This window comes from Streptomyces sp. NBC_00637 (assembly GCF_045161545.1).
GTDB lineage: Bacteria > Actinomycetota > Actinomycetes > Streptomycetales > Streptomycetaceae > Streptomyces.
The window spans coordinates 156,683-180,403 of record NZ_CP109047.1; the positions used below are offsets into that span (position 1 = coordinate 156,683).

Consider the following 23,721-nt stretch of genomic DNA (forward strand, 5'->3'; position numbering starts at 1 on the left):
CACGGCCATGTCCACCACATGGCCGGCAGGACACGGAGATGGGAACCCGCAGGTGAAGAGCCCTCTGCCGAGCCAGGAGCGGCGCTGCGGCAGAGGAAGTAGACACCCGCCGGGACGACCAAGACACCACCTGGTCAGAGCGATCTCAGTCGACAGCCCGACGCGGAACCTACGCCCGCTCGCTCCCTATAACCGGCCTGGGCCACGTCCGGCCCGCCGACCCCACTCCTTCCCTGGAGGAAGACGCATGCCCACGCTCAAGCACGCCGCCGTCACCCTGCTCGCGGCCGCCGCGGTCACCGGAACCACACTGGCCACCGCCGGACCGGCCTCCGCGGCCAGCTACTCCTGCAAGACCAGCAGCCACACCGTCGACGACCCGAGCTATTCCGGCCCCGACTCCGACAACTGGGACTTCGACGTCAAGCTCTGCGCGAGGCGCTCCGGCGGCTACATCTACACCACGGCCACGGTCTACTGGGACGGCCCCTACTCGGACAGTACGAACAACATCTACACCTTCACCAACGCGCGCTTCCACCTGCAGACCAAGAAGTCCGTGCGCGGCACGGACCCGGTCGTGAAGTCCGCGAACTACAACGGACTCGAGGGCGCGCTCGAGAACAGCAGCAGCAACGGCAACGGGTCCTACAAGACGGGAACCCTCCGGTACAAGGCCGGATCGGGACGCTACCTCGCCGACGGCTACATCCAGCTGGACTGGTCGGGCGACGGCAAGGGCTACCGGACGACCCAGTTCACCGCATCCCCGACCGTGTAGACGTCACCCCCCGCCCCGCGTCTGCATCCGCGCCCAACAGCTCAATGCCCTCTGCAGCAGCTACAGCTGCGCGCGGGCAGCGGGGGACACCTGCCCCTCCGGTGCCCCCGCTGGGGCCGCTCTCAAGGAGAGCGGCCCCGCAGGGGACCGACGCTCGGACCACATGACCAGACCGATCCGAACACCGCCGGCCGCAGTGATTTCCGGCATGCCACGTTCTGCCGCTCCCCCGAGAAGCGGCACCCATCACGCTGAGAGGGACTTCCGTGAAAACCGCAAACAGGCGCCGCCTCGCCACGCTGACCGCCGCAGCGGCTCTCCTCGGCGGCGGCGCGGTGATTGCCGCGCCGAGCGCGTCGGCCGTCGGTTCGTCGGCCTGCCGCTACAACATCACTCCTGACATCCACAAGCTGCTCATCGATGGCCTCAACTTCAGGACCGGCCCCGGGACGAACTACCTCGCCAAGGGGCTCCTCTACAAGGGGGACAAGTACGTGCCCCGCTGCGGTGTCCGCGTGAACAACAAGGCCTGGATCTACGTCAAGCTCACCCAGCGGTCGAAGAGCGGTTTGAGGGCGGGCACCTGGGGCTGGGTACGGGCTGGCCACACGATCAGTCCGGCGTAGCCGCGGACGCTTGCTTCCCGTGTGATCCCGAAGGCCATGTCGGGATTCGCGCGGCCGGTGTCCTAGTCGTGCCGGCTACGACACCGGCCGCGGAAGCCGCACGAAACGCCCCGCCTCCCCGATCAGTCGAACAAACGCCCCGAGGAGAGCGGCACAGGGGCGGGAACGCACCGACCGACCGACTCAGGGCCGTCCACCGCCGCTATCGGGGACGCCCGTTGCCATGGCCTGCCTCCCCTTCTGCGCGGCCGCCACGCCACCGGCGCGCTCTCCTCGACCCCCGCCCGTGAAAGGCGCGTCCGCATGACCGACCTCACCCCCGCCGCCGCGGCCCTCGATCGCCTCCTGACCGGGCGCCGTCGCCCCGCCCTGGGAGCGTTCCTTCCCGCCAGCTTTCCCAACTGGACTGCCGGCATCGAGGCCCTTCGGGCGTTCGCCCGGCACGGGGCCGACTTCCTGGAGATCGGTGTCCCGAACCGTTCCCCCGCGTTCGACGGCCCCGTGATCACTGCCGCGTATGCCCAGGCCCTGGACCAAGGCGCCCGCATGCCGCACCTCTTTTCCACTGTCCGTCTGGCAGCGTCCACCACGGGCGTTCCCGTTGTGGTGATGAGCTACTGGAACCCGGTCGTCCAGTTCGGCGTGGAGAGCTTCCTCCGCTCACTCGCGCAGGCAGGAGCAGCCGGTGCCATGATCCCTGACCTGCCAGAGGCGCAGGCAGAGGGCTGGCACGCGGCCGCCACCGCAGCCGGCCTGCACACCCCCCGGTTCGCCCCCCGTCAGATCGACGACCCAGCACTGGAGCGCGTCGCCAGCACGGCCTCCGGCTGGGTCTATGCCCCGGCAGCCGACGCCCCCACTGGTTTCCAGGGCGACCTCGACCTTCCCGGGCTCCGCCGTTTCACCACCCGTCTGCGTCAGCACATCGATCTGCCCGTCGTCGCCGGCATTGGCGTCAGTACGCCGCTCCGCGCTGCCCAATGCGCGCCGTACGTCGACGCCGTGGTCATCGGATCTCCCCTGGTGCGCCCCCTCCTTGACCATCCGGGCCGGGGAGGCGGACTCGGCCAAGCCCTGGAGCAAATCGAGGCCTTTGCGGGTGCCCTGCGCGCACCTGCCGCCTTCCACGCCTTCCCCGCGTAATGATCACAGGGACCGACTCCGGCCGGGCCGCGGCCGCACTGAGAGGAAGCACCCCTCCCTTGAGACTCCGATCGGCCACTCGGGCCCTGGCGGCAACTGCGCTGGTTGCCTGCGTGCTGGGCGGATGCGCCCCCGACAGCAGCGGTTCCCACCGCACTGCGGCCGCCGCGGCCGGCCCCGCCGCCGCGGCGGGAACCGCGCAGCATGCGCTCGACGAGCTGCCCGTCCGCGTGGCAGCACCGATGACCGGATACGACCGCACCGGAAAGTTCGGGCCGGCCTGGTCGGACTCAACGACCGCTCCGGGATCGCACAATTCCTGCCGAACCCGCGACGATCTGCTCCGCCGTGACCTGACCGGCATCCGGCTCAAGGACGGCTCCCGGTGCGTAGTTGCCTCCGGCGTACTGAACGATCCCTACACCGGCAAGCACATCGCCTTCCTACGCGGCCCGGGCACCAGCACCGCCGTCCAGATCGACCATGCCGTCGCGCTCGGCGCCACCTGGCGAACCGGCGCCGCTGCCCTCTCGCAGGACCAGAGGGAGAACCTCGGCAACGACCCTTTGAATTTGATCACCACCTCCGGACCCGTCAACGCGGCGAAGTCCGACCAGGACGCGGCAGCCTGGCTTCCGCCACGTGCCGCTTTCCGGTGCACCTACGTCGCCCGCCAGATCGCGGTGAAGGCGAAGTACGACCTGTGGGTCACTGCCGCAGAGAAGACCTCGATGACCCAAGTGCTCACCACCTGTCCGGACCAGGCCCTGCCCACCGACACCTCGCCGGAGGTCGTCGTGCCTCAGCCGCAGTAGAACAGGAGACGCCGTGCCCACTCAGCGTCCCGTCCCCCGCGGACGGGGTGAAGGTGCCCCACGCCGGCCCCGTCCCGAGCCTCTCTCGCCCCCGCCCGAGTGGCGCCGGGACAAGCTCTTCCTCGAGCCGAGCGTTCCGCCGGCCAGTACAGATCCGGACGACGCCGAACACGACAATGCCCCGTACCCGACGATGCCTTCCTCCCGGCGACCGCAGCGCCGACCGTCTTACCGCTGAGCGACGGTGACTCACCCATCCACCCACCCACCCGACGACCAGCAGAAGGAGCCGTCGTGCCCCACGCCCGCCGCCCCGTCGCCAACGGCCTCAGTACCGATCACCCCGCACCGCACCTGCCGTTCGTCGACGACACCCATCTGCACCTGGGGCACGACGACGCGGCAGGCCCCCGCGCGGCGGCCGTGAGGCACACCCTTGTCCCGGATCCACTGCGCCCGGAGCTGGTGTGGTCGATACGCACCCATCCCCGCCACGGCCGGTCCGTCCTGCTCCACCAGGACCCACTGACCCCAACGGTCCACCCGGCCGACGAGCCGCTGCTGCTGAGAGCGGGCGGCTACACCTGGGACACCACTGGGTGGCACCGGCCCGGACACCTGTGGGACGCCACCACCGGCACCTACCAGCGCCAGCCCGTACCCGCCGCCGTGACCATCACTGCCGCCCAACTCCTCGAGAGCCAGGACATCCGCCCGGACAACGGACATATACAGGACGTCACGTCGTTCGACTCTGATCCGCCTGCCCCCGGGGACTGGACCGACTCCCTCGCGCTGTGGGCACGGCGGCGCACCGGCACGACGGACGGTATTCCCCTCCAGCAGAGCATCGTGACCTTCACAGCGCCCGAGCTCGATGCGGAGCACCTCCTCGGCGTTCCGCAGGTGGCGGCCCTCGCCGGCATCACCGCTTCAGCCCTGCGCGCCTACATCTCCCGCGGCGTGTGTGATGTACCGGAGCCCCAAGTCACCCTCGGCCGAAGGGACATGTGGTCCCGGCCCGTCGCCCAGAACTGGGCCGAAGCCCGCCAACGACCTGCACCGCCACCTCCGCCCGTGCCGATTCTTGAGCTGCCGGCCGGCGCTGACGACGTCCGCCGGAACCTGCAAGAGCGGTTCTTCACGACCCTGTGGGCCAGCCCCGCCCGCCGCCGCTGGACCCCCCAGCACCGCACCCCCGAGGCGGTGCGACAACTCGCGGGCGAACTCGCCCAAGACGCCGCCCTGAGCCTGGGCGACATCGTTCCCCTGACAGCACTCGCGGCGAGCGCCGCACGGGCCGCGCTGCACGATCTGGCAGGACCACGCCGGCAGATCACCGCGCCCGTGGCGCGCATGCTCGCTTGGCTCGAAGGACACGATCCCGCCCTCGCTCACGCCACCGTCGAGGAGATCGTCGCCGACGCGAGCCGACGCCTGGACCTGGCCGACAGCGCCGCCCGCCAGGCCGTCATCGACGCCTGCACCCGCCACGCCCTCCGTGCTCCATCCGCCGCGCACCCGTCGCCCCCGCTGTGAGCCGGACGTCAGCGTGAGCGCCTCGCCGCGGCCTGAGCCGGCGGCCCAGGCGCGGACGGGCACTCCAACACGGGAAACGCCTGATAGGCCTCGCCGGCCGTGAACACCACCAGCACCTCCGAGCCGGCCCAGAACGGGCTCACGTCGATCCCCTGGTCAGCCTCCAGGAACTGCAGCCACGCCCGCACCGCTGGGAGGCTTGCGCGATACGCCGTCAACTCCCACGGGCCGGTCGCCGGCCCGCGGCATGCGGCCCGGGAGAGCACCGCGTGCGGGCGATCCGGGCTGCTCGCGGAAAGCGAGGCACCGTCGTAGACCAGGCGAACGCCCTCGAGCTTGCGCCCCGCCACGTCTGCCAGAATGCGGCTGAGGTCCTCAACGGTCAGCTGCGCCATAGGTGTTGCCTCCCTTCCCGTGCCGAGGGCCCGGCTTCTCAGCGGCCGCGCTGCACAGCACCTCCCTTACGAGGCTCGCGCCAGAATGTCGGCGACCGGGTCCGGCGTGTGGGCGTACCGGTCCTCGTCCGCTTCTGCCTTCTGCGCGATCTTCCAACCGCCGTCCTCCTGCACCAGCCGCAGCGCGTACCGGAAAGCATCGCGTCCGGGCCGCTTGCAGGTGGCCAAGGCGCCCTTGCCCGCTGGCTGTCCAGCGGAGGCCTTCACGTCCTGGACCTTGCTGATGGTGACCGTGAGGGCCGAGCTGTCTGGGTCCTGGTCCTTGAAGTAGTCGGTGTAGTCCGCGGTGCAGCCATTGAGCGTGCCGCCGTCGTCGCTGAAGTTGGGCCGGGCGGCCTTGGCCTCCAGATTGCACATCTTGTCCGGCTGAGCCGGCTTGGACATCCACGCGGTCATGTACTGCTTGGCGACAGCGGAAACCTCCTGTGTCGTCTGCGCAGCCTTGTCACTGCCGGAGTCCTTGGCGTCGTCGCTGGAAGCCCCGCACGCGCTGAGCGCGGCCGCGGCCACAGAGGCGCTCACCAATACGGCGGTTCGACGTCGCAGTCGTCCAGTCACGGCGTGCTTCCTCCTCACATCGCAGGCGGCCAGGCCAGCCTGCAGGGGTTAGATCATCGCGGTATCCGACCTTTTCACGAACGGTCGTTTGATACCGCATCGATTGCTCAACCCGGCGCGTGGAGAAGCTGTGAGCACCGCGTCGACTGTGGGATGCGGGAAAGTGGGCGGCCGCCGGATCTCCCTCACGCACCAGAGCCGCGCCTTCTTCAGCGCCCGCGGATACGAGACCGGTCAGGCACTCCTCCAACCCGCCACCATGGGAACGTGCGTACCTGGCGAGCGCTTACAGCACGACCCTGATCTGGAAGAACCAGTCCGCAGGCATTGCGGTGCCGGAGACGACAGCACGAGGCAAGTCCTGACGGGCGTGCTCGACGAGCGACGAGGCGGCCAAGGCGGGCAGGTCAGGTGTTGGGAACAGGGTCAAGGGACCACCCTCTGCAGGGAGCGTTCGGGATACCATCGGGCAAGCGCATATCACCGTGAAGCGTGCCTTGCCCGGACCCACCTCCGGGCTGTGGTGAATCCAGCTGCCGCTGGGAGGTGACGCAGCGGTGATGCCCGGCGCCTTCCGTCGTCCTTTGACCGCCCCTTGCGCACTCTGGCGTTTGTCGTGGTGGGACGGCATGACGCGGAGCGTGCAGGAGCCGTCTTGTCATCGAAGAACATCACCAACCGCCAGCAGATCGCCAGGGCACTCCACAAAGCTACGGGCTGCGGGTACCAGCAGGCTCTGGAGCGCGTCGTCCACGCCGCTGAGCGCAACCTGCTGCCTCCGGTCCTGGACGCGGCCGGTCGTGCGGAAGCCGTCCGCATTCTCACTGACCCGACTGCGGCCGGACCCGTCCGGGGCCCCATGCTCGCGAAGGACTATCTGAAGGCCCTTGTTGAGGAGTTCCGTCTCCTGGGGTGGGGTGCTGGCGACCGTGGTCCGGATCTGGATTGTTTCGGCCTCACGACTTACGCAGGACCCGTCGCAGGACTGAGCTTGTCCGTGGGCCGCGCAGACGGCGACGCCGGCAGCGATGAACTTGATCCGGACGACCCGGAGCAATCTGACCTGTCCAAGCCGCTGTACCTGATGTCGATGTGCCCGTCGGGCAACGCCACGGTCGAGGACTTCGAGGACGGCCTCGCAGACTGCTCCACCGAAGCCGTCGTCGTCACCGCGCGCCGTATGGACACCGAACTCGGAAAGACGCGGCTCCGCAGGGTCCGGGGCATGGAAGCGGGATCCACCACCCCGTGCCCGATCTGCGGAGACCGGTACCCCGAGCACCATTTGCTCAAGAACTCGCACAGCGCCGATCCCGTGTGCCCCGCCTGCATCTTTGACGGCGACCAGCGCTACCGCGCCGACCTCCCGTACCTCGCAGTAAAACTCGACCAGCTCCTCAACGACGACCTGGCCGCACCGGCGGGATGGGACGCCGTCGCGGCCGTTCTCGCCCTGACCTGCGGACCCCGCCTGGGCACCCGGCTCGACCGAGCGCTGAAGGAGCGCGGCGGCTGGCCGTTCGTCATGGAACGCTGGGGTGAGCCTCTCCAGCGCTCCTGGATCTGGCTCCCGCCACCCGCTCACCGCCACAAGGCGTTCAAGCACCTGGGCGCCGGCGCGACCCTGGCCGCACTCGTCGACGCCGTCGACCGCCACGACCCCACCGCCCGCGCATCTGCGAAGGCCCTGTGCCGGGATTCCGGAGTGCGCTGGAGGGACGCCCTGTGGCCCGTCGCGATCGCCTACGCCGTGGCCTTCACGACCCAGGGCTATGAGCGCGACCGCCACCGCACCCCCTTTCACGTCGTCCACTCCTTCAGCGACGGACTCGAACAGACCATGAGGCCGTTCGCCGTCACCGGGGACGCCTCGAACGTCGAGTACGGGCTCGAAGCGCTCCTCAAGCACCAGCTGCTCCCGATGCTCCTCGGGCACAGCCTTGACGAAGAACCCGACGACCCCCGCCGACGGTACGGAACAGAGCCCGACGACGACCGCCCCGCCCGGACCCCCGCCGATGCTCACCTCACCCACAGCATCGACCGCACGAATCAGGTCGCCGTCGTCCTGGGCAAGATCCCTTTCACTCCGCCCGGTGTTCCGAGCTGGGACGGATCAGCAGTAACCGGAGCCCATGCCGAAGGCCTGGGCAGCACCGCGCCCGCGAACGACCTGTGCCGTGCGGTCCGCGACGAAGCCCGCCAACAGGCGGCTGAAGCCCTCTACGACCTCGAAGGATGCGACGCGGTCGACGCCGAACAGGCGTGGGCCCGCAACGGCTGGTGGATTCCCTCGGATGACGCCCCCCACGCGGTACGTCAGGCGCAGCACTTCCTCGGCACGAAGACCAGGGTGCACGCGCTGTGGTTCGGTCCCGACGGACAGCTCCCCGAACCCGTGCAGATTTGCGTCGACACCACCAGCGTCCATACGCACAGCAGCGGTCCCCGGGATATGCCGTGGCTGGAGGTGTGGGACGGCCATTCGGTGTTCGGGCTGACGCTGTCCGACATCGCACTCGTCCGCCGAGCCGAAATCGGAGACGAACTCACCCAGGTATGGCTGTCCCACAACCTCTCTGACCGCGAGGACGACGTAACGGTGGAGGAAACCACTCCTGGCACGACGGACGGGCCGCTCCCCACCCTCGATGAACTGTCCCTGCTGACCAACGAGTTCCTGCATCTGGCAGGACACCGGCTCGGCGCGGGCTGGAAGAATGTCGACGAGAAGGCATACGCCGCCCACCAGCGCCTTGAAAAGGCTCTGGAAGCCGAATACACCGGGTTCCTGGCCACGACCGTCAAGGTGTGGATCAACCTGTTCGACACCACACACCCCTGCCCGAGCGGCCGGAACCAGGCATTGCCCGGGTACGCCACGACCGGCAAGCCCTACGAGGTGGAATTCCACGTCCACGCCCACGACCCGTCCTGCGGCTGCGGCCAGGAGTACGGCTTCGGCGACTTCTCCGACCGCGTCTGCCAGCTCCTGATCGTCCTGTGCCTGTACGGCGGGGTGATCGAGGTCCACCCCATGATCGAGGCCGCCACCGCGACGGATACTCCGGACGAGCACCAGGTCGCGCTGCGCGACATCACCTGGGAGGTCGACGGACCCGACGGCTACGACTTCCGGGAGGTCCAGCGCCGAGTGATCCGGGACGTCACCGACGCCGAATCGAACCTGAACACCGACACCAACCCGACCTACATTCCGCCGTACATGGTCGCCGACGGATGGTACCTGCCCGCAGGCGGCACCTCGATGATGTTCCACGGGCGCCGACACGGAGACGAAGACGAGACGGACTAACCACAACTGTCGGCAGGAACGGACCAGGAAACCGGTGTTGTCAGAAGTTGTGACAACACCTGATCCGGCCCCTGTACGGGAGCGAAGATGACGTTGCCTGGGAAGGTTCAGCTTCCCGGGCAACGCCAGAGAGCAACAGGTCTCAGCCATCGTCGGTCCAGCTGTTCAGCGCGGCAGGTCTAGGTTGTGAGGGGCAGGATGCTCCGCCTCTCTGTCCCACTTCCTGTCCGGGCTGCACGGCGTGCCCGACGAGTGACAGCCGGCCGTCGAAGACGTCCGTCAGCGGCGAGCCTCCGCAGCCGCCTTGAGCTTGGCCTCAACCTCGGGCGGTAGCGGGAGAACCGGCACGGCGGCCGGGTCGGTCGGCCGCTCCTCCTGAAAGCCATCGCGCCCGGCGACCATCGACCAGTGGCTGACCTCGCGAACCTGGTGGGCGGAGACCTCCCACAGCGAGTAACCGGCGCCCATCGAGTCCGCTCCGCCCATGTCGAACCAGTTGATCCGCATGTACCCGCCGTACAAGGCCAGCGCCGTCGACATCCACTGCATCGACACCGGGTCGATGTCGCAGGCCCACCCGTCGCGGTACGGGTGGGTCCGGTACTCGAGGTAGCCGAAGCCGTCGCGCCGGGCGAACGCCGGCAGCGGGCCCGACGCCGGCACACTGCCGCTGCCATCGCTCGTCAGGTACATCTCGCGCGCCGCACACCCGGGGTCGTCACAGGACACCTCGGTGTCGGACAACCGCAGCCACAACGCCACCTGCGCGTCCTGCCCGTTCTCGGTGGGCAACGACCACACCCGCTCGCGGCACTGCGACGCCTCATGATCGCGCAACCGCCACTGATCGGGGAGCTCATGCGACAGCCGGTGCAGGTAATGGCCGACCAAGCGCCACCCCTCCTCGGCCGACGGGCTGATGACGTGGGCGGTCTCGGCAGTCATGCCCGGATTCTAGGGCCGGCGCCGGCGGCCCCTGGCCCGTACGCCGAGAACGCTACTCGCTCGGGGCGTTGCACCAGGAAGCTGCCCGGCAACGTCGAGCCACTGTCTTTGCGGTCACGAGCCTGTCCCATCGCCCCCGTTGGCACCGCGGACGCCCTGCCCGTCGGGCTGCACGATCCCCGCAGCAGCCCGGACCTGCCGCAGCAAGGCGCCGGCCTGCTGCTCGTCACCCGGGTCGAGGTACAGCAGCCGCATCAGGATCATCTCCGCGGTGTTCCACCGCTTCTGCCGGTGCGCGACCAGCGCCAGACCGAACAGCGCCCTCAGCAAAGGCCGGTTGGACTCCTCCCGCCACAGCAGCACCGGGCCCGCATCAGAGGCGCCGCCGTACATCGGGAAGTGCAGCGGCACCTCTGCGACGGCGAGGGCGCACTCGTACCAGCGCCGCGCTTCCACAAGAACGCCGCGATGCCCCTCCGCTCCGCGTTCCCTGGCGGCGGCAAGGACGAGATCGGACTGCAGCACGAACGCCTCCGCAGCTGCGGGCTGCTCCCTCACCAACTGCTCCAGCCGCGCGGCCGCCTCGCCGGGCGCGAGACCGCGTAGTCCCTCGCGGGTGGCAGGCGGCAGAAGGTGAGCGTCCGGGAGCCGGAAGGCAGACCGGACACCTTGGGTGAGCACGTGGCGCTTCCACCGGTCCGGCTCGTCGACCGCCTCCAGCAACGCGGGGTCGATCTCCTCGAGCTCGTCCTCCTCGTCCGAACTGGCGCCGTAATCCAGGGCTTCCACTCCGGCCGCGGCGAGGAAGGACGGATCGAACTCGCTGCCGCACGGCTCCGGTTGCCCCTGGTCGCGAGCCCGCCCAGCCGCCTCCATCGCCTCCCGGCACAGACCGGAACGCAGCAACGTCATCGAGACCGGGTGGTAGGCCTGCGGCCACATGTGCGCGCCGATCCCCGGCCCCCAGTACTCGATGTCCTGGCGCAACAGAAACCGCAGAGCCATGTCGCAGCCGGCCCCGTCGAGCCGCGGGCCCTGCTGCATGATCCGGTCGGCCTCGCCCTGCACCGTCGACAGTGCTTTCTGGTAGCCCATCTCGGTCTCGTAGTCGAGCCGACGGGCGATCCGCGAGAAGTGCGTGGGGGAGGTGCGAGGGGTTGAAGACATGGCGCTCTCCTGATCACGGTCCCGCGGACCGCACCGCCCACCTCGGTGCGCCGACAGGACCGTCAGGCCGGGCGCGAACACTGCATCTGCTCTCCGGGGCCGAGCACCGGCTCGGTTCACCCGTACGGCCAACGGTGGGTCAGGCCGACAGGCGCACGCCCCCTGGGACGCGCTGCGCCCAGCGTAACCGCGTGATACGGGACCGCGCAGCCAGGCGCAGGAAGTTCCCACCCCCGCGATGGGACGCCCCGATTTGAAGAGGTGAGTTGGGAAAACGCAGATCGAGGTGTGCTCGCCCCTGCTCGTCGATCAGATCCGTACCGGAAGAGTGAGACGACACGTGACGATCCACGTCGTTGGAGATGACAGGGCTGCTCAGTGACTTGCGCGGCTCGGTGATGAAGCGCAATCGCTAGACGTATGCAGCCATAGCCGTTGTGTTCGGATCTGCCGGAGCAGCCTGGGCGCATGGCAGATCATGGCCTGGATGATGCGAGTACGATCCGCCATCAGCACCACACGATGCATGAGGAGAGGTAACTGCCATGTCCGAAGGCGAATCAGCAACCACGGAACTCAAAACGCAGTACGCCGCTCAGGTGGCTACGGACCTCGAGCGCAACACCAAGGATCAGGAACGTATCGCCGCCGAAGTATCCGTGCTCCAGGAGCAGTTGCTCGCCCTGCAACGTGACCATGCCCTGTTGGTCAACCTGCAGCATGCGCTGAGCGGCGAGCGCCCCGCGGACGCCGGTGCACGTTCAGAGGAGACTGTCACGCCTTCGGTACCGCGGCAGGCTTCGGCCGAGCCCACGCCGGCCAGGCAGAAGAAAGCCGCTGCCCCGAAGCGTGCCAAGAGCCTCGATGCGAAGGCGCCCACGATCGGTGCGAAGCAGCCCACTCTCGTGGAGCTCATCCGTACCCATCTCGGTCAGCAGTCCGAACCGCGGTCCTCCGCGGAAATCAGCACCGCGCTGGCCCAGGCCCATCCCGACCGTGACATCAAGCCCAAGGTCGTGCGCACCACGGTCGAAGGACTCGTCGCCAAGGGGCATGTCCAGCGCATCAAGCAGGGCTCGTCGATCTACTACACGGCCTCCGAGACTGCCCCGGCCGACACCTCGCCGAAGCAGAAGGACCTGGTCACTGCTTGACGCGAGAAAGTGCAGACCCCTGCACCATGGGTTCGGCGAAGCACGGCGCAGCGGGAATTCGGCTCTGCAAGCATGGAGCGGTGACACGAATGAGGCGCCACCAGCCGCTCGATGGTGTACAGCTCGGACTGCGGTACGAGGAAGGGCGAGTGGCACAGTGGATGCCCCTGGCAGACGTTGACGTCCACGAGCTGGCCCGCGCCCAGCCATGGCGACGCCAGCTCACGCACCGAGGCGAGGAGCTCCACCTCGGGCAGTACGCCGCGATCAGCACCGGCCAGTCCGGGGCAGCCACGGACGGTATCTGGGAACGCCTGACGCTGGCGGACTTCGACCCCACCGTGCGGTCCATGATCGGCCAGCCGTTCAAACTCCGCGCCGAGGAAGGCCCCGGGAAAGCCGGCTACATCCCCGACCTGATGCTGATCAGCAACGACGGCAAGGTCACCATCGTCGACAGCTCTCCGACGGCCGGGGAGCTGTGCCCCTCGGAGCGGGTACTGGACTGGGCCGAGGCAGTTGTCCGGGCCCGCGGTTGGAACTATGAATGGTGGGCGGGCCCCAAGGACGCGCAGTACCACACCAACATCAAAGCCCTGCGCGGCTTCTGCCGACCTATGCACCAGTCCCAGCAGGCATTGATCGAACCCATGCTCGCCCTGTGCGCCGACGCTGAACTCCCCATCGGCGCAGTGGAAGAGAACCTTGCGAGCGAGAAGATGCCTAAGGCCATGGTGCGGGGGGTGATCCAGCACCTGCTGTGGTGGGGCGACCTGACAACCGACCTGCACCGCCCGATCACCGCCTGCACGCGAGTACGCACCGACGCGGCGGCCCGCAGGCCCGCCCCGGACCAATGGGATGTTGGGACCCGTTTGATCCTTGGATACGACCGCGGCACCATCGTGCACTGCGGCAGCGCCCAGTTCGTCGTCGATCTGGACCCCAAACTGTTCGGGCAGGGCGAACGCAACTTCAGCCGCCAGGATCTGGCCGCGGCGGCTACCGCCTTCCCCACCGCCTACCAGCGACCACTCTTCCCGACCCAGCCCTTCACCGTGCCCCGCTGACCGGAGATCCCGGCCACGCGCCACGGGCCTGCGCTGAGGACCGCACCGCTACGGATGATGGATTCGGGGCTTGTCGACCCGGTTTGGGGCAGCATGGCGGCCGCTCGTTTTTGGTCGGGACCGCCGAGACGCCTGGTGAGGGATTCGGGCACCCCGCACCGTCCAGTGGGGAACAGCGCTACCCTCCAGTGCCTCGCCCTCGCCGAGACCGGGTGGGCCAGGTCGAGGCGCTGTTCGCCGCCCAACTCCGTCCGCCGCGCAGCCCCGAGAGGCAGGCGGCGCCGAGCGGTGCGAGGATGCTCTACCGTGTCTCGCCATGACGGTATTGATCATCGGAGGCAGCGGATTTCTGGGCGCCGAGCTGGTGCGTCAGGCGGTTGCGGCTGGCCATGCGACGGCCGCTACCTTCGCGACCAGGCCCGTCAGCACCCCCGGGGTCGCATGGCACGCCGTCGACCTTCGGGACCCCGAGCGCGTTGACGCAGTCGTCGCCGAGACGGCCCCGCACCTTGTCGTCAACGCCACGAGCGGCGATTCGGACTGGGCGGTCACGGCCGAAGGCCCGGTCCGCCTGGCGATGGCTACGGCACAGCACGGCAGCCGCCTGGTCCACGTGTCCAGCGACGCAGTGTTCTCCGGCGCCCGCATCCACTACGACGAAACAGATCTTCCCGACCCGGTCACGCCGTATGGTGCGGCGAAGGCCGCAGCCGAGACAGGCATCAGATTCGTGCACCCGGACGCCGTCATCGCACGCACCTCGCTGATCATCGGCGACCGACGGTCTGTGCATGTACGCGCGGTGCACGAACTGGCTGCCGGTACCCGGAGCGGGGTGCTGTTCACCGACGACTTCCGCTGTCCGGTGCATGTCGCTGACCTGGCTGCAGCCCTGCTGGAGCTCGGCTTCGGCGACTCGCACGGGGTTCAGCATCTCGGGGGAGCCGACGCCCTGAGTCGTCATGACCTGGGCGTCCTCATCGCTGAGCGGGACGGGCTCGACGCCTCCAAGCTGCCCGCGGGCCTGCGGGCCGACGCAGCGATTCCAGGGCCGCTCGACGTACGCCTCGACAGCCGTGCGACCCAGCGCAGACTGCGCACTACGTTGCGCGGCGCCCGCCAGTTTCTTGCCGCGGGAGCATGACGCTTCCTCCAGGCGCATGGGGAGGTCCTCGGGTGGGTTGGAGGGTCAATGGGCGCGGGGGCTCATAGAACGTGGTGCTGCCAGGGGAGCGTCAGGGGCTCTTCCGCCCGGTAGGCCGCTCCGGGTAGTCGCTGCACGGCTTCATGTCCGGGATGCGGTCCGGGGGCGGCGGGCGGCCTCGCCCCCTGATGCGGCGGCCTGTTGGACGAAGCTGTCGAGGTTGTTGGTGGGCCAGCGTGACGAACGAGGTCACGGCCGCCGCCTCGTACTAGCTACCGGCGACGACCTGGAAGCGGCATTTCGATCCGCACCGGTGACGGGGCGGGCTCAGACCATTGCGGGCGGAGTGTCTGCGGCGATGGCCTCCACCCAGGTCGCCAGCGCGGCTTCGTAGCGGCACCTGGTCGTGTGCGAGGCCGCGTGGAGTTCGGCCAGCCGGGGCTCGAAGGCGAGGATGTTGGTTTCGACCGACTCCGGCATGCCGGCGATCAGCTCACGAGGGGTGCGGCCGCGTCCGGGTGCAGGGGTGCGACGCAGGGCGCTGGCGATGAGGATGCGCAGGGACTCCTCGCTCATCGTGGGCACCTGGGGCGAGGGCCGCTGACCGAGTTCCTGCAGCACAGTCTGGTGCATGAGCCGGTTGTAGTGGGCGTCATTCAGGGCGTGGTGCTGGGGTGTGGTCTGTTCGGGGATGTTGGTGATGCCGAAGTCCTCGATCGGGTCGGCGATCTCCCGCACGCGCTGGGGGACTGCGGCGGGCATGAGGTCCCAGTCGTGGTCCCACAATGCGTGGATCCGGATGAGGTCTCCGGCGCCGTAGTACGCCCACATCCTGGCTTTCGGGCCGTCGGCGTAGTACGCGGCCACCTCTTGGCGGATCTCGCCGATCGTTTTGACGTCGGGATGGCTGACGTCCAGGAGTCCTGCTGGGGTGCGCGGCAGGTGGGGCCACACCTGGGTGCGCAGGAACGTGTCGGCGAGGAGAGCGTCGAGGTCGACTTCGGCGTTCACCGCGTAGTAATCGTTGCCAGCCGTGTCACACAGGCCGACGGATATGAGTCCGCGTGGAGTGACGTCCTTGCGGACGAACTCGCAGTCGCCGTAGGTATCACGCAGGTTGAGCAAGGGTTCCTTCTCTCAAGTAGGTGGGGCGGGCGCCGGTGCGCGCGGCGCGGCTCAGCACGACAACAGCGGGGGGCCGGTCGCCACGGCGGGGCGTCGCGGGGTCACCGGGCGGGAGAGCTCGGCGGCCTGCTCGCAAGGCGCCCGGCCCAGATCCGGAAGTCTTCCGACGGGCGGTAGCCGGCTGCGTCCATCAGGCGCCACAGGGCGGCCGTGGGCACCAGCACCCGCTCGGCGCAGCCGGAAACGAGCGGGGCGCGGAATCCGATGGCAGGGCCCAGATCGCGGACGAACCAGAGCAGGTCTCGGCCACTGCGGCGCACCCGGATGTGCGCGGTGTCGTAGCGGACCCTGGTTGTCGTCAGCCGGCTGGCCTGGCGGCTCGGCCGCATGCCGCCATGGTGAGCAGGGCTGGTGCTCATCAGTAGCTGAACTCCCCGGTGCGCAGGTCGATCGTGAGGGTGTCGCCGTAGTCGGGGCGCACGGTACTGGCGTGGTCGGCGAGGACGCCGGGCAGGTCCTGTTCGTCGACATCGAGGTCGTCAAGGTCGAGCGTGGTGACCGTCCCGTCGAAGTGCACGAAGTCGACGCTGTAATCGTCCCAGAAGGTGCCGTTGTCGTAGACGCTGGAGTCGAAACGGATTTCCGCCACCGGCCAGGGAGACTCCAACAGGCCGTCGACGAGGGCCCGGTGGGCGCCAGCACGGAGGAGACCGAGGAGCCGTGCCTGGTACCGGGGCACCTGGCGGGAGATCGACATGGCTTCGACGCGGTGCAGCCACGAGGTGTTGAGGGAGTCGAGGAACCTGCAAAGACGTTCCTCGAACTGAGGGTCGGCGGTGGACGGGAGGTCGAGCGGCGGACGCTCGATGGCAGGTGACAGGGGCATGCGTGGGCCTTTCGGTCTCACGGGCAGAGGGCGCCCTTCCACCAGCGCGCATCGTGGCGTCGGGGCGGCAAGGGGAGAGGTGGACGGCGCAGGGCGGGGCACCGTCCCGGTGAGAAAGTCAGTTCCGGTGACCGGTGTTGGCGGCCAGCCAGGCGGCGAACAGCTCGGCCATCCGCTCGCTCTCGGCGGCCAGGCCCGTGCCCACGGGCAGGATGATCTCCCGACGGTCACCGGCGTGCCTGATCCCGCCGTACCAGGAGGAGTCGTGCATCCACGCCGGGTGCGTGGCGCTGTGCGTGGTCTTCGCCGGACCCCAGATGCACCGGTAGAAGTGAGCCTCAACGTCCCCGCGCCGGTAGACCACATGGTTGTTGCCGCTGTCGTCATGCTCGACCTCGACGACGATTCCCCGCGCGGCGAAGGCAGCGGTGAGCGTCTGGGACGCCGGAGTCTCGTCGACCTCCGGCAGGGAGATCAGCCGACGGCCCAGATTGGTGATGAAGGGATGGTGATCCTGGCCCCGGGCACCCTGTTCACCCCGATCGGTGAGGTAGGTGACCAACCCGTCGCCGACGAGGGCCTTCAGCGTCGGCCAGGGCGTCTCCGTGTCGATGAGCCCGGCCTTGCGAGCGACGGTCACGCTCATGAGCGCTCGGGCCTTGGCAGCGGTCAGCAAGGCGAACCGCCCGGACTCGGTGAGGCGATGACGGACGCGGTCACTCCCGTTGTCGGCAGGGACGGGCTCGATCCAGCAGCGGCGGGCCAAGCCGGCAAGGGAGCGAGCTGCGATGTCGTCGGGGAGCAGGAGGTCGGGATCGCGCAGGGCTGCCAGCATCCACTGCCGCTGGCGGGAGTTCGCGGCCGGTGTCGTGCGACTTGCCGTGGGGATCGTGCTCATCAGCGGAGTTCTCCTTGAGGGGGTCAGAGGTACAGGGCGACGCGCGCCACTCCTTTTCGACGTTCATGTCGAAGGTCACGGCGTCGGGCCGGGGCTGCCCGGTGCCGGCGAAGTGCTCCTTCAGTGCCTCGCGCAGTGCCTCGAAGGCGTCGTCATCGGCGCTGAACGGGACGATGTCGGCGATGCGGCGTCCGTTGCGCTGGCGCCCGCAGAGCTCGCACAGCCGCGTGGACTGCGGGTTGTCGTGGCCGCAGGGGTGGCGGCGGCACTGCCACAGCAGGCGGGCAGCACGGAGTACCTCGCGGACGGTCGGCTCCTGTTCGGGCGTTGCTGCCTGCAGGACGAGCTCGACGGTGCTGGGCATGAGGGCCTCCAAGACGAGAATGGGATGTACTCAAACTCGAAAGGCGCGGCAAGACATACGAGTCACAAAGACGTGATGGGTGCGAGAGTCTGCTTCGTCGGCCCGGCGGCCGCGCGAGTCGCGGTCACCCCTTCAGCTGATGCAGGTGCGCGAGGGCGTCCCGGTACTGCTCGTCGGATATCTCGCCCGCCTCGTACGCGGTCTGAACGGAGTGGAACAGCACATCGAGAGTGGTTTCCACGGCTGATGCCTTTCGCTCTGGCGGGGCGGCTGGTGGCGCCGCCCCGTATTTGCGGACGGGGAGTGGAACGGCGGCCGGGGTAGGTGCTGTGCAGCTCCGGCACCCCGGCCGCCCGGCGCCGTTCAGGCGACTCCGGCCAGCTCCTCCATCGCCTTGCCCCGCCGCTCGATGTACAGGGCGAGATTGATGGTGCTCTCGCCGTCGTCGTCCGCAATGAGGAGGTCTTCGATGAAGCGGTCCTTGACCTGTCGCCACAGGGCCTTGAGATCCCCGACGGTGGCGTCCGCGCGGCGGGCCTCGGCGATGAGGTCGGCGACCGGGGTGAGCGGGGGAAGGGGTTCACCAGCGTCCAGCCACTGCCTGACGTCGGCTGCGAACTCGGGTCCCGGGCGGTTGACGACTCGGTCGGCCAGATCGACCGAGAGCGCCTTGGTGACTTCGAGCGTGTGGTCGGAGTGCATGATGCCGACGAGGTTGAACTCGTGCTCTGCGCCGTCGCGGTGCTCGGGCTTGCCCGCGAACCGCCGCATGACGCTGCGGCCGTGCTCGTCGATCTCCACCACGTGGTCAGTCTTCGTTCGCATCGTGACGATGACGTGCCCGGGGTAGCGAAACAGCGCGTCCCACATGCGGCGCTCGTACGGCCGGACTGCGTTCCAGCCGGCGTTGTGGCCGCCAGGCCCCGGCTTGGCGGCCTCGTTCGCCTGGTCACGGATGCCGCCGTTGCCCGACCAGAACAGGGAGTACGAGTCCACGATGACGGTCTCGTATCCGAGTGCCTGACACTCGGCGAGCGCGGCCACCAGAGCTTCCGCCGAGCAGAACGTCAGCGGCGGGCAGAGATCGAAGTCGAACTCGTCCGCGTACTCGGCGGCCTGGGGGTGGACTGTCTCGATGACCGCCGTCGACTTACCAAGAGCCGACGCGAGAACCAGGGCGGTGTACGTCTTGCCGGAGCCAGCCCCTCCCAGGAGCGCTGCGCGGGCCCGGGTCTGCATCTTGACCGCCCGGCGGAAGGCATATTGGGGATGGGCGCCGCGCAGCCGCTCTGCGATGGCCGCCTCCTGCGGCGTGATCGTGATGTCGGTCAACGACTCTCCCGGAGCGCATCTGCGATCGGATGGGGGCGGTCCCCGCTCACGGCACGACGAAGCCGCACCACCGGGAATCCAACCCCTTTGACTCGTATAATTTTACCAGCTTTCCGTGGTGAAATCGACTCATCTCCGCAGGTCAGATGTCGGATGGCTCTGAAGATTTCAGTAGCGCAAGATTCATTTCAGTGGAAATTTCAGTAGCGCACGAAAGACTTCAGTAGGTTCTTCAGTAGGGCACCGAACAGTTCAGGAAGTCGTGGTGGCTCCTGGCCCCCGTCGGTCAGGCGCGCCCGTCGAAACGTAGGGAGAATGCCCAAGCATGGGACACGTCGTAGGTGACATCGAGAAGTACGGGCGCGCCGTGAAAGACGGCGAGATGATGTTGCAGGAGGCCGTGTCTGCGCTGGTCGCCGCCAGCAAGGGAGGCCTGGCCCCTCTTGGAGCCGCTGACCTCTTGGCGAGCTGGGAGACCGCCCGCTCCGAGTACGCAGAGGTGGCCCCCGATGTTCTGCCCGAGGACCCCGACGAGCACCTGGCGTTCGTGAAGCAGTACGGCGAGCGGTCCCGGGCGAGGATTGCTGACCTGGACTTCGCGATGAAGAACGGCATCGCCCCCGCCCGGCTCCAGGACTGACCGGTAGGGGTACAGCGGTTTGGCGACGGGCTGCACTGAACTCTTTCGTGCAGCCAACATGACCGCGGACACCGCACGGAACACTTCAGTGGCCAGCTCACAGCCGTGCCGACTGAAATCTTCGGTGCGGTCCAACATCAGATGCCAGATGACTCTCAGGAAGTCGGTAGGGGGCGGAAGGGTTCTCCCGGCGAGCACCGACGACCTCTGTCAGGTGCACCGCGGACGGATCAACGACACGAGCCGTGCCCTGAGGTCCGAATCCGGGCGTGATCCGCTGGCGGTGTTGTCCTGCGGGGTCGAGGAGTAAAGACGCGCCGGCGGTAGCGAGCGGGCGTTGCTGTCGGTCTCGCCCGGGGCGCGCTGCCGCGGCCCTGCTGTGTATCGCCAACGACCCCCGACTGGACTGGCGGGATAGCAGTTCCTGTACTCGCATGAGCGGGCGGTGGAGCCGGACCCACCCGCGGCAGAAGACAGACCGGTGCCAACGGCACGGGCACTGAAATGTCTGCAGCTGCAGCCCCATCTTGACCGGACGCACGGATCATCCCAGTGCCCACATCAGAGAGTCGGCTACTCCAATACGCCGGGCCCGGCACACTGAAGACCCCGACACAAAGGAGTGGGGGTGCCAGCATGCGCCGGCACCCCCACTCCTCGTCCGCTACAGCAGCCGGTAGGGCCGGCCGTCCTCGGTGAACCCGTCAGGTCCACCCTCGGTCCCTTCCCCCGCCTCGGGCTGCTGGCGCGGCCTCTTGAAGTCCTCGAGGGTCTCGAAGAACCAGTAGGGCCTGCCCAGTTCGTCGTAGGCGACGGGCTCGACCACCCGGCCACGAGCGAGGGCCTGCTCGAACTTCTCAACCGTGGGGAAGCCCAGGTGCTCGGAAGCATGCGGCACGTAGTACCGCCAGCGCCCCCCGGTGGCGGGGTCGACAGCCACACGCTCGCCGGACGCAGGATCGGGCTGCTCCACGGGACACGGATCGATGGTCGGCTCCACCGGTGTCCACCGGCCGGGCCCCTTCTGCTGGATCTCCGGGACCAGCGCACCGTCCTTGTCCATGTAGCCGATGGCCTTGAGGAACGCCACGACGACCTTGCGCGGGTACTTCGGCCGGGGGCCCTCCGCCTCGGGGACGGCGACGCCCATGTCCTTGGCGACCTTGCGCAGTGGCGACGGAATGACGGGGTGGTAGCCGTGGGCACCCCGGCCACGCGGTGCGCTGTGCCACTTCTGCGGCGTTCCGCGGGCCACCCCGGCCATCTTCGCGATGTCGCTCAGGCTCAGCAGGTCATCCGGCTTGCCCTGCAGACCGACCGGGACCCTGGGTGCTTCGCCGGCCTTCGGCGCCGTCGCCTTGTAGTCCTCAAGAGTCTCCCGGAACCAGAAGGGGCGACTGAACTCGTCGAAGCCGTCCGGCGCGACCATCTCGCCTCTGATCATGGAGGCGTCGATACCCTCTGCCGATCCCAGCTCAAGAACCTCTGCGGCGTGCGGCACGTAGTAGCGCAGTCGGCGCCCGGTCTTCTCGTCGACGGTGAAGGGCCGCTCCCCGGAGCCGGCCTCCGGCTGCTTCACCGGCCGCGGATCCAGGGTGGGCTCAACCGGCTTCCATCCCCTGGCCCGTGTCGCTTGCACCACAGCACCTTCCTTGTCCATGTAGCCGGTGGCCTGGAGGAAGGCCACGACGACCTCGCGGGGGTACTTCGGCCGGCTGCCCTCCGCCTCGGGGACGTCAATGCCCATGGCCTCGGCGACCGCGCGCAGCGGCGACGAGACGACGTGCTGGCCGGCGCCCTGGCGGGCGGGCGCCTCGTGCCACCTCTTCGCGGTGGGCTGGCCGACCCCCGCCAGCGCGCCGATCTGGGTGAGGTTGAGCAGGTCGTCCGTACGGGGCGCTTCCAGTTCGTCGTCCTGGGGCATCAACAGTCCTTGTCTCGTATAACTAAGTCAACAGCGAGGGTACGTTAAGTTATCCGCGTCAAATAGCTGGGCGGCGTCCCTCGTTCGGGCGTCCCACCTCCCCCTGATGTGACAGCAGCCCGCGGCCGCGCGTGCGCGGTCCGGCGGGCCCGTGGTCTCCGACTCAGCCCTGGGCGGCAAAGACGCTGCCCAGGGCGCTGCAGCAACGGCTCAGACCGGCTTTCGACTCCCCGGCCGGCCATCGCGAGTACCTCAGCGAGCGCCGGCACTACGGGCCGCGAGAAAAGTCCGGAACGGGCTCACGATTCCGTCGTACAGCTCCTCATCGCTGGTGTTGGCGGGGTCGGCGGCGTGGAAGAAGCCGACGTTGCGCAGCTGGGCCGGCAGGCCCCTCATGAAGTCGACCTTGTCCCCGTATCCCACGAGCGCGAAGAACATCGACTCCTCCGCCTCCTGGAAAGCCTCAACGGCCGCCGCCGGGTTGTTCGGCCGGCCGTCGGACTGGAAGACAACGAGCGCGGGTGCCGTGGCGCCGGAAGCCCGATAGTGGGCGACCGCGGCGTTGATGCCCCGCTCGTAGTACGTGCGCCCCATGTGGCCGATCGCCTCGTGCGCGGCCTGGATGCGGCCCGCGTAGTCGTCGACGCTGACGACCGTCTCGCCGTCGAGACCGGTGGAGAAGAAGAAGACCGGCACGCTGCCGTCGTCGTCGAGGGCGCGCGACAGGCCCAGGACCTGCTCGCCCAAGTACTGCATCGTGCCGTCGTCGTAGTGCTTGCGCATCGAACCGGAACGGTCCATGACCAGGTAGACGGCCGCCCGCTGGGCGGTCAGGTCGAACTTCGACAGGCTGTGCGCGGCCTTCCTGGTCAGGTCGGGGACCGTGCTGCGCCGCACGACGGCAGCCTGGACCGGCTCAGCCGGAACCGGCTCGGCGACGGTGGCCTGCGCTGCCGCGGGAGCGGAGGACGAACGGGAGAAGAGCTTCTTGAACACGGGGGGTTCCTTTCGGGTCGGGGGGCGATGGTGTTCGGCGGGATGGAGGATGAGCGTGGCGCGGCCGGGCTGTGGACAGAGGTGTCTCAGGTGCGCATGCGGTGCCGGTCGGGTGCGTAGAGGTCGGCGAAGTGCGCCAGGTGGTCGCCGATGCCGCGGGCGTCGGCGACCGGGTGGTGCAGCCCGGGCCAGACCTCGCGGGCCAGCTCGGCGTACGCCTTCCCGGCCAGGACCGTCACCGCCGCGCCGCTGAGGGCCAGGTAGTGGGCCTGGCGCCGGAGAACCTCGCCGGTCACCGTGCCCTTACTGCCGGCCTTCAGGTTGTAGTGGAGGATGTGGTCGTCGAGGCGTACCAGCCCGAACTTCGCCGAGAGGACGATGAGTTCGGAGGAGTCGCTCGCGCATGCGAGCGCGGCGCGGCGGGCCGCCAGGTGATATGAGCCGGTGTACATCTCGCCGGCCGGGGCTGCCGCGACGTCCCTCTTGGCCGCCGAGCACGGAACCACCCAGAGGCGGGCCGGCGGCTCCTGGAGCGCGCGGCTGCGGCCGGCGGCCGTGATGCGGCAGCGAGGCGCGCGGCTGTGCACGGCCACCCTCTCGGCCTCCGGCAGGACGGGCAGATCGTCGACCAGACCGAGCGCGGCGAGACCGACTTGGTCGGCCCTGGAGAGCGCAGGGGGAAGATGCCCCGCCTCGTGGAGCGCGGCCGCGTGCAGCGCGGAGCGCTGGCTGGCGGTCAGCGCCGCAGGCTCGGGTGGGCGACGCCGCTCCTCGCGCGGCACAACTCGCTCTGGACGGGACAGCGCCGTAGGGACGGACATCCTGCTCCTTGGCCGGTCGATG

General features: G+C 68.8%; 23 protein-coding genes. 10 read left to right on the forward strand and 13 right to left on the reverse strand.

Going from position 1 to position 23,721, the window contains the following annotated elements:
- The first annotated feature begins 247 nt into the window (after positions 1-247).
- The 5 genes from OG440_RS38655 to OG440_RS38675 all read left to right on the forward strand — a co-directional run bounded on the left by OG440_RS38655 (position 248) and on the right by OG440_RS38675 (position 4,904).
- Positions 248-781 carry a hypothetical protein gene (locus OG440_RS38655; RefSeq protein ID WP_331752876.1) on the forward strand — a complete coding sequence of 178 codons (534 nt, stop codon included), beginning with the start codon at positions 248-250 and terminating at the stop codon, positions 779-781.
- 266 nt (positions 782-1,047) lie between these two features.
- Positions 1,048-1,407 carry a hypothetical protein gene (locus OG440_RS38660; protein WP_331752878.1) on the forward strand — a complete coding sequence of 120 codons (360 nt, stop codon included), beginning with the start codon at positions 1,048-1,050 and terminating at the stop codon, positions 1,405-1,407.
- Between the two features lie 303 nt (positions 1,408-1,710).
- Complete coding sequence (gene trpA / locus OG440_RS38665) at positions 1,711-2,550, forward strand: tryptophan synthase subunit alpha (RefSeq protein ID WP_331752880.1); 840 nt, start codon at positions 1,711-1,713, stop codon at positions 2,548-2,550.
- 59 nt (positions 2,551-2,609) lie between these two features.
- Positions 2,610-3,365, forward strand: coding sequence for an HNH endonuclease family protein (locus OG440_RS38670; protein WP_331752882.1), 756 nt, complete (start codon positions 2,610-2,612; stop codon positions 3,363-3,365).
- A 294-nt stretch (positions 3,366-3,659) separates the two neighbouring features.
- Positions 3,660-4,904: a hypothetical protein gene (locus OG440_RS38675; RefSeq protein WP_331752884.1), complete on the forward strand. Its 1,245-nt coding sequence runs from the start codon at positions 3,660-3,662 to the stop codon at positions 4,902-4,904.
- Positions 4,905-4,912: 8 nt separating this feature from the next.
- Here OG440_RS38675 and OG440_RS38680 read toward each other — a convergent pair whose 3' ends face one another.
- Positions 4,913-5,299 carry a hypothetical protein gene (locus OG440_RS38680; protein WP_331752886.1) on the reverse strand — a complete coding sequence of 129 codons (387 nt, stop codon included), beginning with the start codon at positions 5,297-5,299 and terminating at the stop codon, positions 4,913-4,915.
- 66 nt (positions 5,300-5,365) lie between these two features.
- Entirely contained in the window at positions 5,366-5,881 is a 516-nt protein-coding gene (locus OG440_RS38685; protein WP_406011600.1) for a hypothetical protein, read from the reverse strand.
- A gap of 1,033 nt (positions 5,882-6,914) precedes the next feature.
- Here OG440_RS38685 and OG440_RS38690 point away from each other — a divergent pair.
- Positions 6,915-9,233 carry a hypothetical protein gene (locus OG440_RS38690; protein ID WP_406011601.1) on the forward strand — a complete coding sequence of 773 codons (2,319 nt, stop codon included), beginning with the start codon at positions 6,915-6,917 and terminating at the stop codon, positions 9,231-9,233.
- A 279-nt stretch (positions 9,234-9,512) separates the two neighbouring features.
- Here OG440_RS38690 and OG440_RS38695 read toward each other — a convergent pair whose 3' ends face one another.
- Positions 9,513-10,178, reverse strand: a complete 666-nt coding sequence (locus tag OG440_RS38695; protein WP_331752893.1) for a hypothetical protein — start codon at positions 10,176-10,178, stop codon at positions 9,513-9,515.
- Positions 10,179-10,292: 114 nt separating this feature from the next.
- Positions 10,293-11,345 carry a hypothetical protein gene (locus OG440_RS38700; RefSeq protein ID WP_331752895.1) on the reverse strand — a complete coding sequence of 351 codons (1,053 nt, stop codon included), beginning with the start codon at positions 11,343-11,345 and terminating at the stop codon, positions 10,293-10,295.
- 545 nt (positions 11,346-11,890) lie between these two features.
- Here OG440_RS38700 and OG440_RS38705 point away from each other — a divergent pair.
- From OG440_RS38705 to OG440_RS38715, 3 genes are all read left to right on the forward strand, one after another.
- On the forward strand, positions 11,891-12,499 hold the full coding sequence (locus OG440_RS38705) for a BlaI/MecI/CopY family transcriptional regulator (protein ID WP_331752897.1): 609 nt from the start codon (positions 11,891-11,893) through the stop codon (positions 12,497-12,499).
- Between the two features lie 149 nt (positions 12,500-12,648).
- Positions 12,649-13,569, forward strand: coding sequence for a TnsA-like heteromeric transposase endonuclease subunit (locus tag OG440_RS38710; RefSeq protein WP_406011602.1), 921 nt, complete (start codon positions 12,649-12,651; stop codon positions 13,567-13,569).
- Between the two features lie 316 nt (positions 13,570-13,885).
- A complete protein-coding gene (locus tag OG440_RS38715) occupies positions 13,886-14,713 on the forward strand; it encodes a sugar nucleotide-binding protein (protein WP_331752901.1) in 828 nt (275 codons plus the stop codon).
- A 327-nt stretch (positions 14,714-15,040) separates the two neighbouring features.
- Here OG440_RS38715 and OG440_RS38720 read toward each other — a convergent pair whose 3' ends face one another.
- The 6 genes from OG440_RS38720 to OG440_RS38745 form a co-directional block, all read right to left on the reverse strand.
- Entirely contained in the window at positions 15,041-15,838 is a 798-nt protein-coding gene (locus OG440_RS38720; RefSeq protein WP_331752903.1) for a hypothetical protein, read from the reverse strand.
- A gap of 101 nt (positions 15,839-15,939) precedes the next feature.
- Positions 15,940-16,257: a hypothetical protein gene (locus tag OG440_RS38725; protein ID WP_331752905.1), complete on the reverse strand. Its 318-nt coding sequence runs from the start codon at positions 16,255-16,257 to the stop codon at positions 15,940-15,942.
- A complete protein-coding gene (locus OG440_RS38730; protein WP_331752907.1) occupies positions 16,257-16,724 on the reverse strand; it encodes a hypothetical protein in 468 nt (155 codons plus the stop codon). The genes OG440_RS38725 and OG440_RS38730 overlap by 1 nt, the downstream gene beginning before the upstream one ends.
- Before the next feature lie 118 nt (positions 16,725-16,842).
- Positions 16,843-17,370: a hypothetical protein gene (locus tag OG440_RS38735; RefSeq protein ID WP_406011603.1), complete on the reverse strand. Its 528-nt coding sequence runs from the start codon at positions 17,368-17,370 to the stop codon at positions 16,843-16,845.
- 70 nt (positions 17,371-17,440) lie between these two features.
- Positions 17,441-17,986, reverse strand: coding sequence for a hypothetical protein (locus OG440_RS38740; RefSeq protein WP_406011604.1), 546 nt, complete (start codon positions 17,984-17,986; stop codon positions 17,441-17,443).
- A 363-nt stretch (positions 17,987-18,349) separates the two neighbouring features.
- Entirely contained in the window at positions 18,350-19,318 is a 969-nt protein-coding gene (locus OG440_RS38745; protein WP_331752911.1) for an AAA family ATPase, read from the reverse strand.
- A gap of 325 nt (positions 19,319-19,643) precedes the next feature.
- Here OG440_RS38745 and OG440_RS38750 point away from each other — a divergent pair, with 325 nt between their 5' ends.
- Positions 19,644-19,958: a hypothetical protein gene (locus OG440_RS38750; RefSeq protein ID WP_331752913.1), complete on the forward strand. Its 315-nt coding sequence runs from the start codon at positions 19,644-19,646 to the stop codon at positions 19,956-19,958.
- 664 nt (positions 19,959-20,622) lie between these two features.
- Here the strand turns inward: OG440_RS38750 and OG440_RS38755 are convergent.
- The 3 genes from OG440_RS38755 to OG440_RS38765 form a co-directional block, all read right to left on the reverse strand.
- Complete coding sequence (locus OG440_RS38755) at positions 20,623-21,882, reverse strand: hypothetical protein (protein WP_331752915.1); 1,260 nt, start codon at positions 21,880-21,882, stop codon at positions 20,623-20,625.
- Between the two features lie 252 nt (positions 21,883-22,134).
- Positions 22,135-22,878 (reverse strand): VWA domain-containing protein, encoded by a 744-nt coding sequence (locus tag OG440_RS38760; protein ID WP_331752917.1) that lies wholly within the window; start codon positions 22,876-22,878, stop codon positions 22,135-22,137.
- Between the two features lie 86 nt (positions 22,879-22,964).
- Entirely contained in the window at positions 22,965-23,699 is a 735-nt protein-coding gene (locus OG440_RS38765; protein WP_331752919.1) for a DUF6884 domain-containing protein, read from the reverse strand.
- Positions 23,700-23,721 lie beyond the last annotated feature (22 nt).

Excerpts from the sequence above, each read along its gene's own strand:
- OG440_RS38655 (WP_331752876.1), top strand. The coding sequence starts at position 248 with ATGCCCACGCTCAAGCACGCCGCCGTCACCCTGCTCGCGGCCGCCGCG.
- trpA (WP_331752880.1), top strand. The coding sequence starts at position 1,711 with ATGACCGACCTCACCCCCGCCGCCGCGGCCCTCGATCGCCTCCTGACC.
- OG440_RS38680 (WP_331752886.1), bottom strand. The coding sequence starts at position 5,299 with ATGGCGCAGCTGACCGTTGAGGACCTCAGCCGCATTCTGGCAGACGTG.
- OG440_RS38695 (WP_331752893.1), bottom strand. The coding sequence starts at position 10,178 with ATGACTGCCGAGACCGCCCACGTCATCAGCCCGTCGGCCGAGGAGGGG.
- OG440_RS38700 (WP_331752895.1), bottom strand. The coding sequence starts at position 11,345 with ATGTCTTCAACCCCTCGCACCTCCCCCACGCACTTCTCGCGGATCGCC.
- OG440_RS38705 (WP_331752897.1), top strand. The coding sequence starts at position 11,891 with ATGTCCGAAGGCGAATCAGCAACCACGGAACTCAAAACGCAGTACGCC.
- OG440_RS38715 (WP_331752901.1), top strand. The coding sequence starts at position 13,886 with ATGACGGTATTGATCATCGGAGGCAGCGGATTTCTGGGCGCCGAGCTG.
- OG440_RS38725 (WP_331752905.1), bottom strand. The coding sequence starts at position 16,257 with ATGAGCACCAGCCCTGCTCACCATGGCGGCATGCGGCCGAGCCGCCAG.
- OG440_RS38730 (WP_331752907.1), bottom strand. The coding sequence starts at position 16,724 with ATGCCCCTGTCACCTGCCATCGAGCGTCCGCCGCTCGACCTCCCGTCC.
- OG440_RS38735 (WP_406011603.1), bottom strand. The coding sequence starts at position 17,370 with ATGAGCGTGACCGTCGCTCGCAAGGCCGGGCTCATCGACACGGAGACG.
- OG440_RS38740 (WP_406011604.1), bottom strand. The coding sequence starts at position 17,986 with ATGCCCAGCACCGTCGAGCTCGTCCTGCAGGCAGCAACGCCCGAACAG.
- OG440_RS38750 (WP_331752913.1), top strand. The coding sequence starts at position 19,644 with ATGGGACACGTCGTAGGTGACATCGAGAAGTACGGGCGCGCCGTGAAA.
- OG440_RS38755 (WP_331752915.1), bottom strand. The coding sequence starts at position 21,882 with ATGCCCCAGGACGACGAACTGGAAGCGCCCCGTACGGACGACCTGCTC.
- OG440_RS38765 (WP_331752919.1), bottom strand. The coding sequence starts at position 23,699 with ATGTCCGTCCCTACGGCGCTGTCCCGTCCAGAGCGAGTTGTGCCGCGC.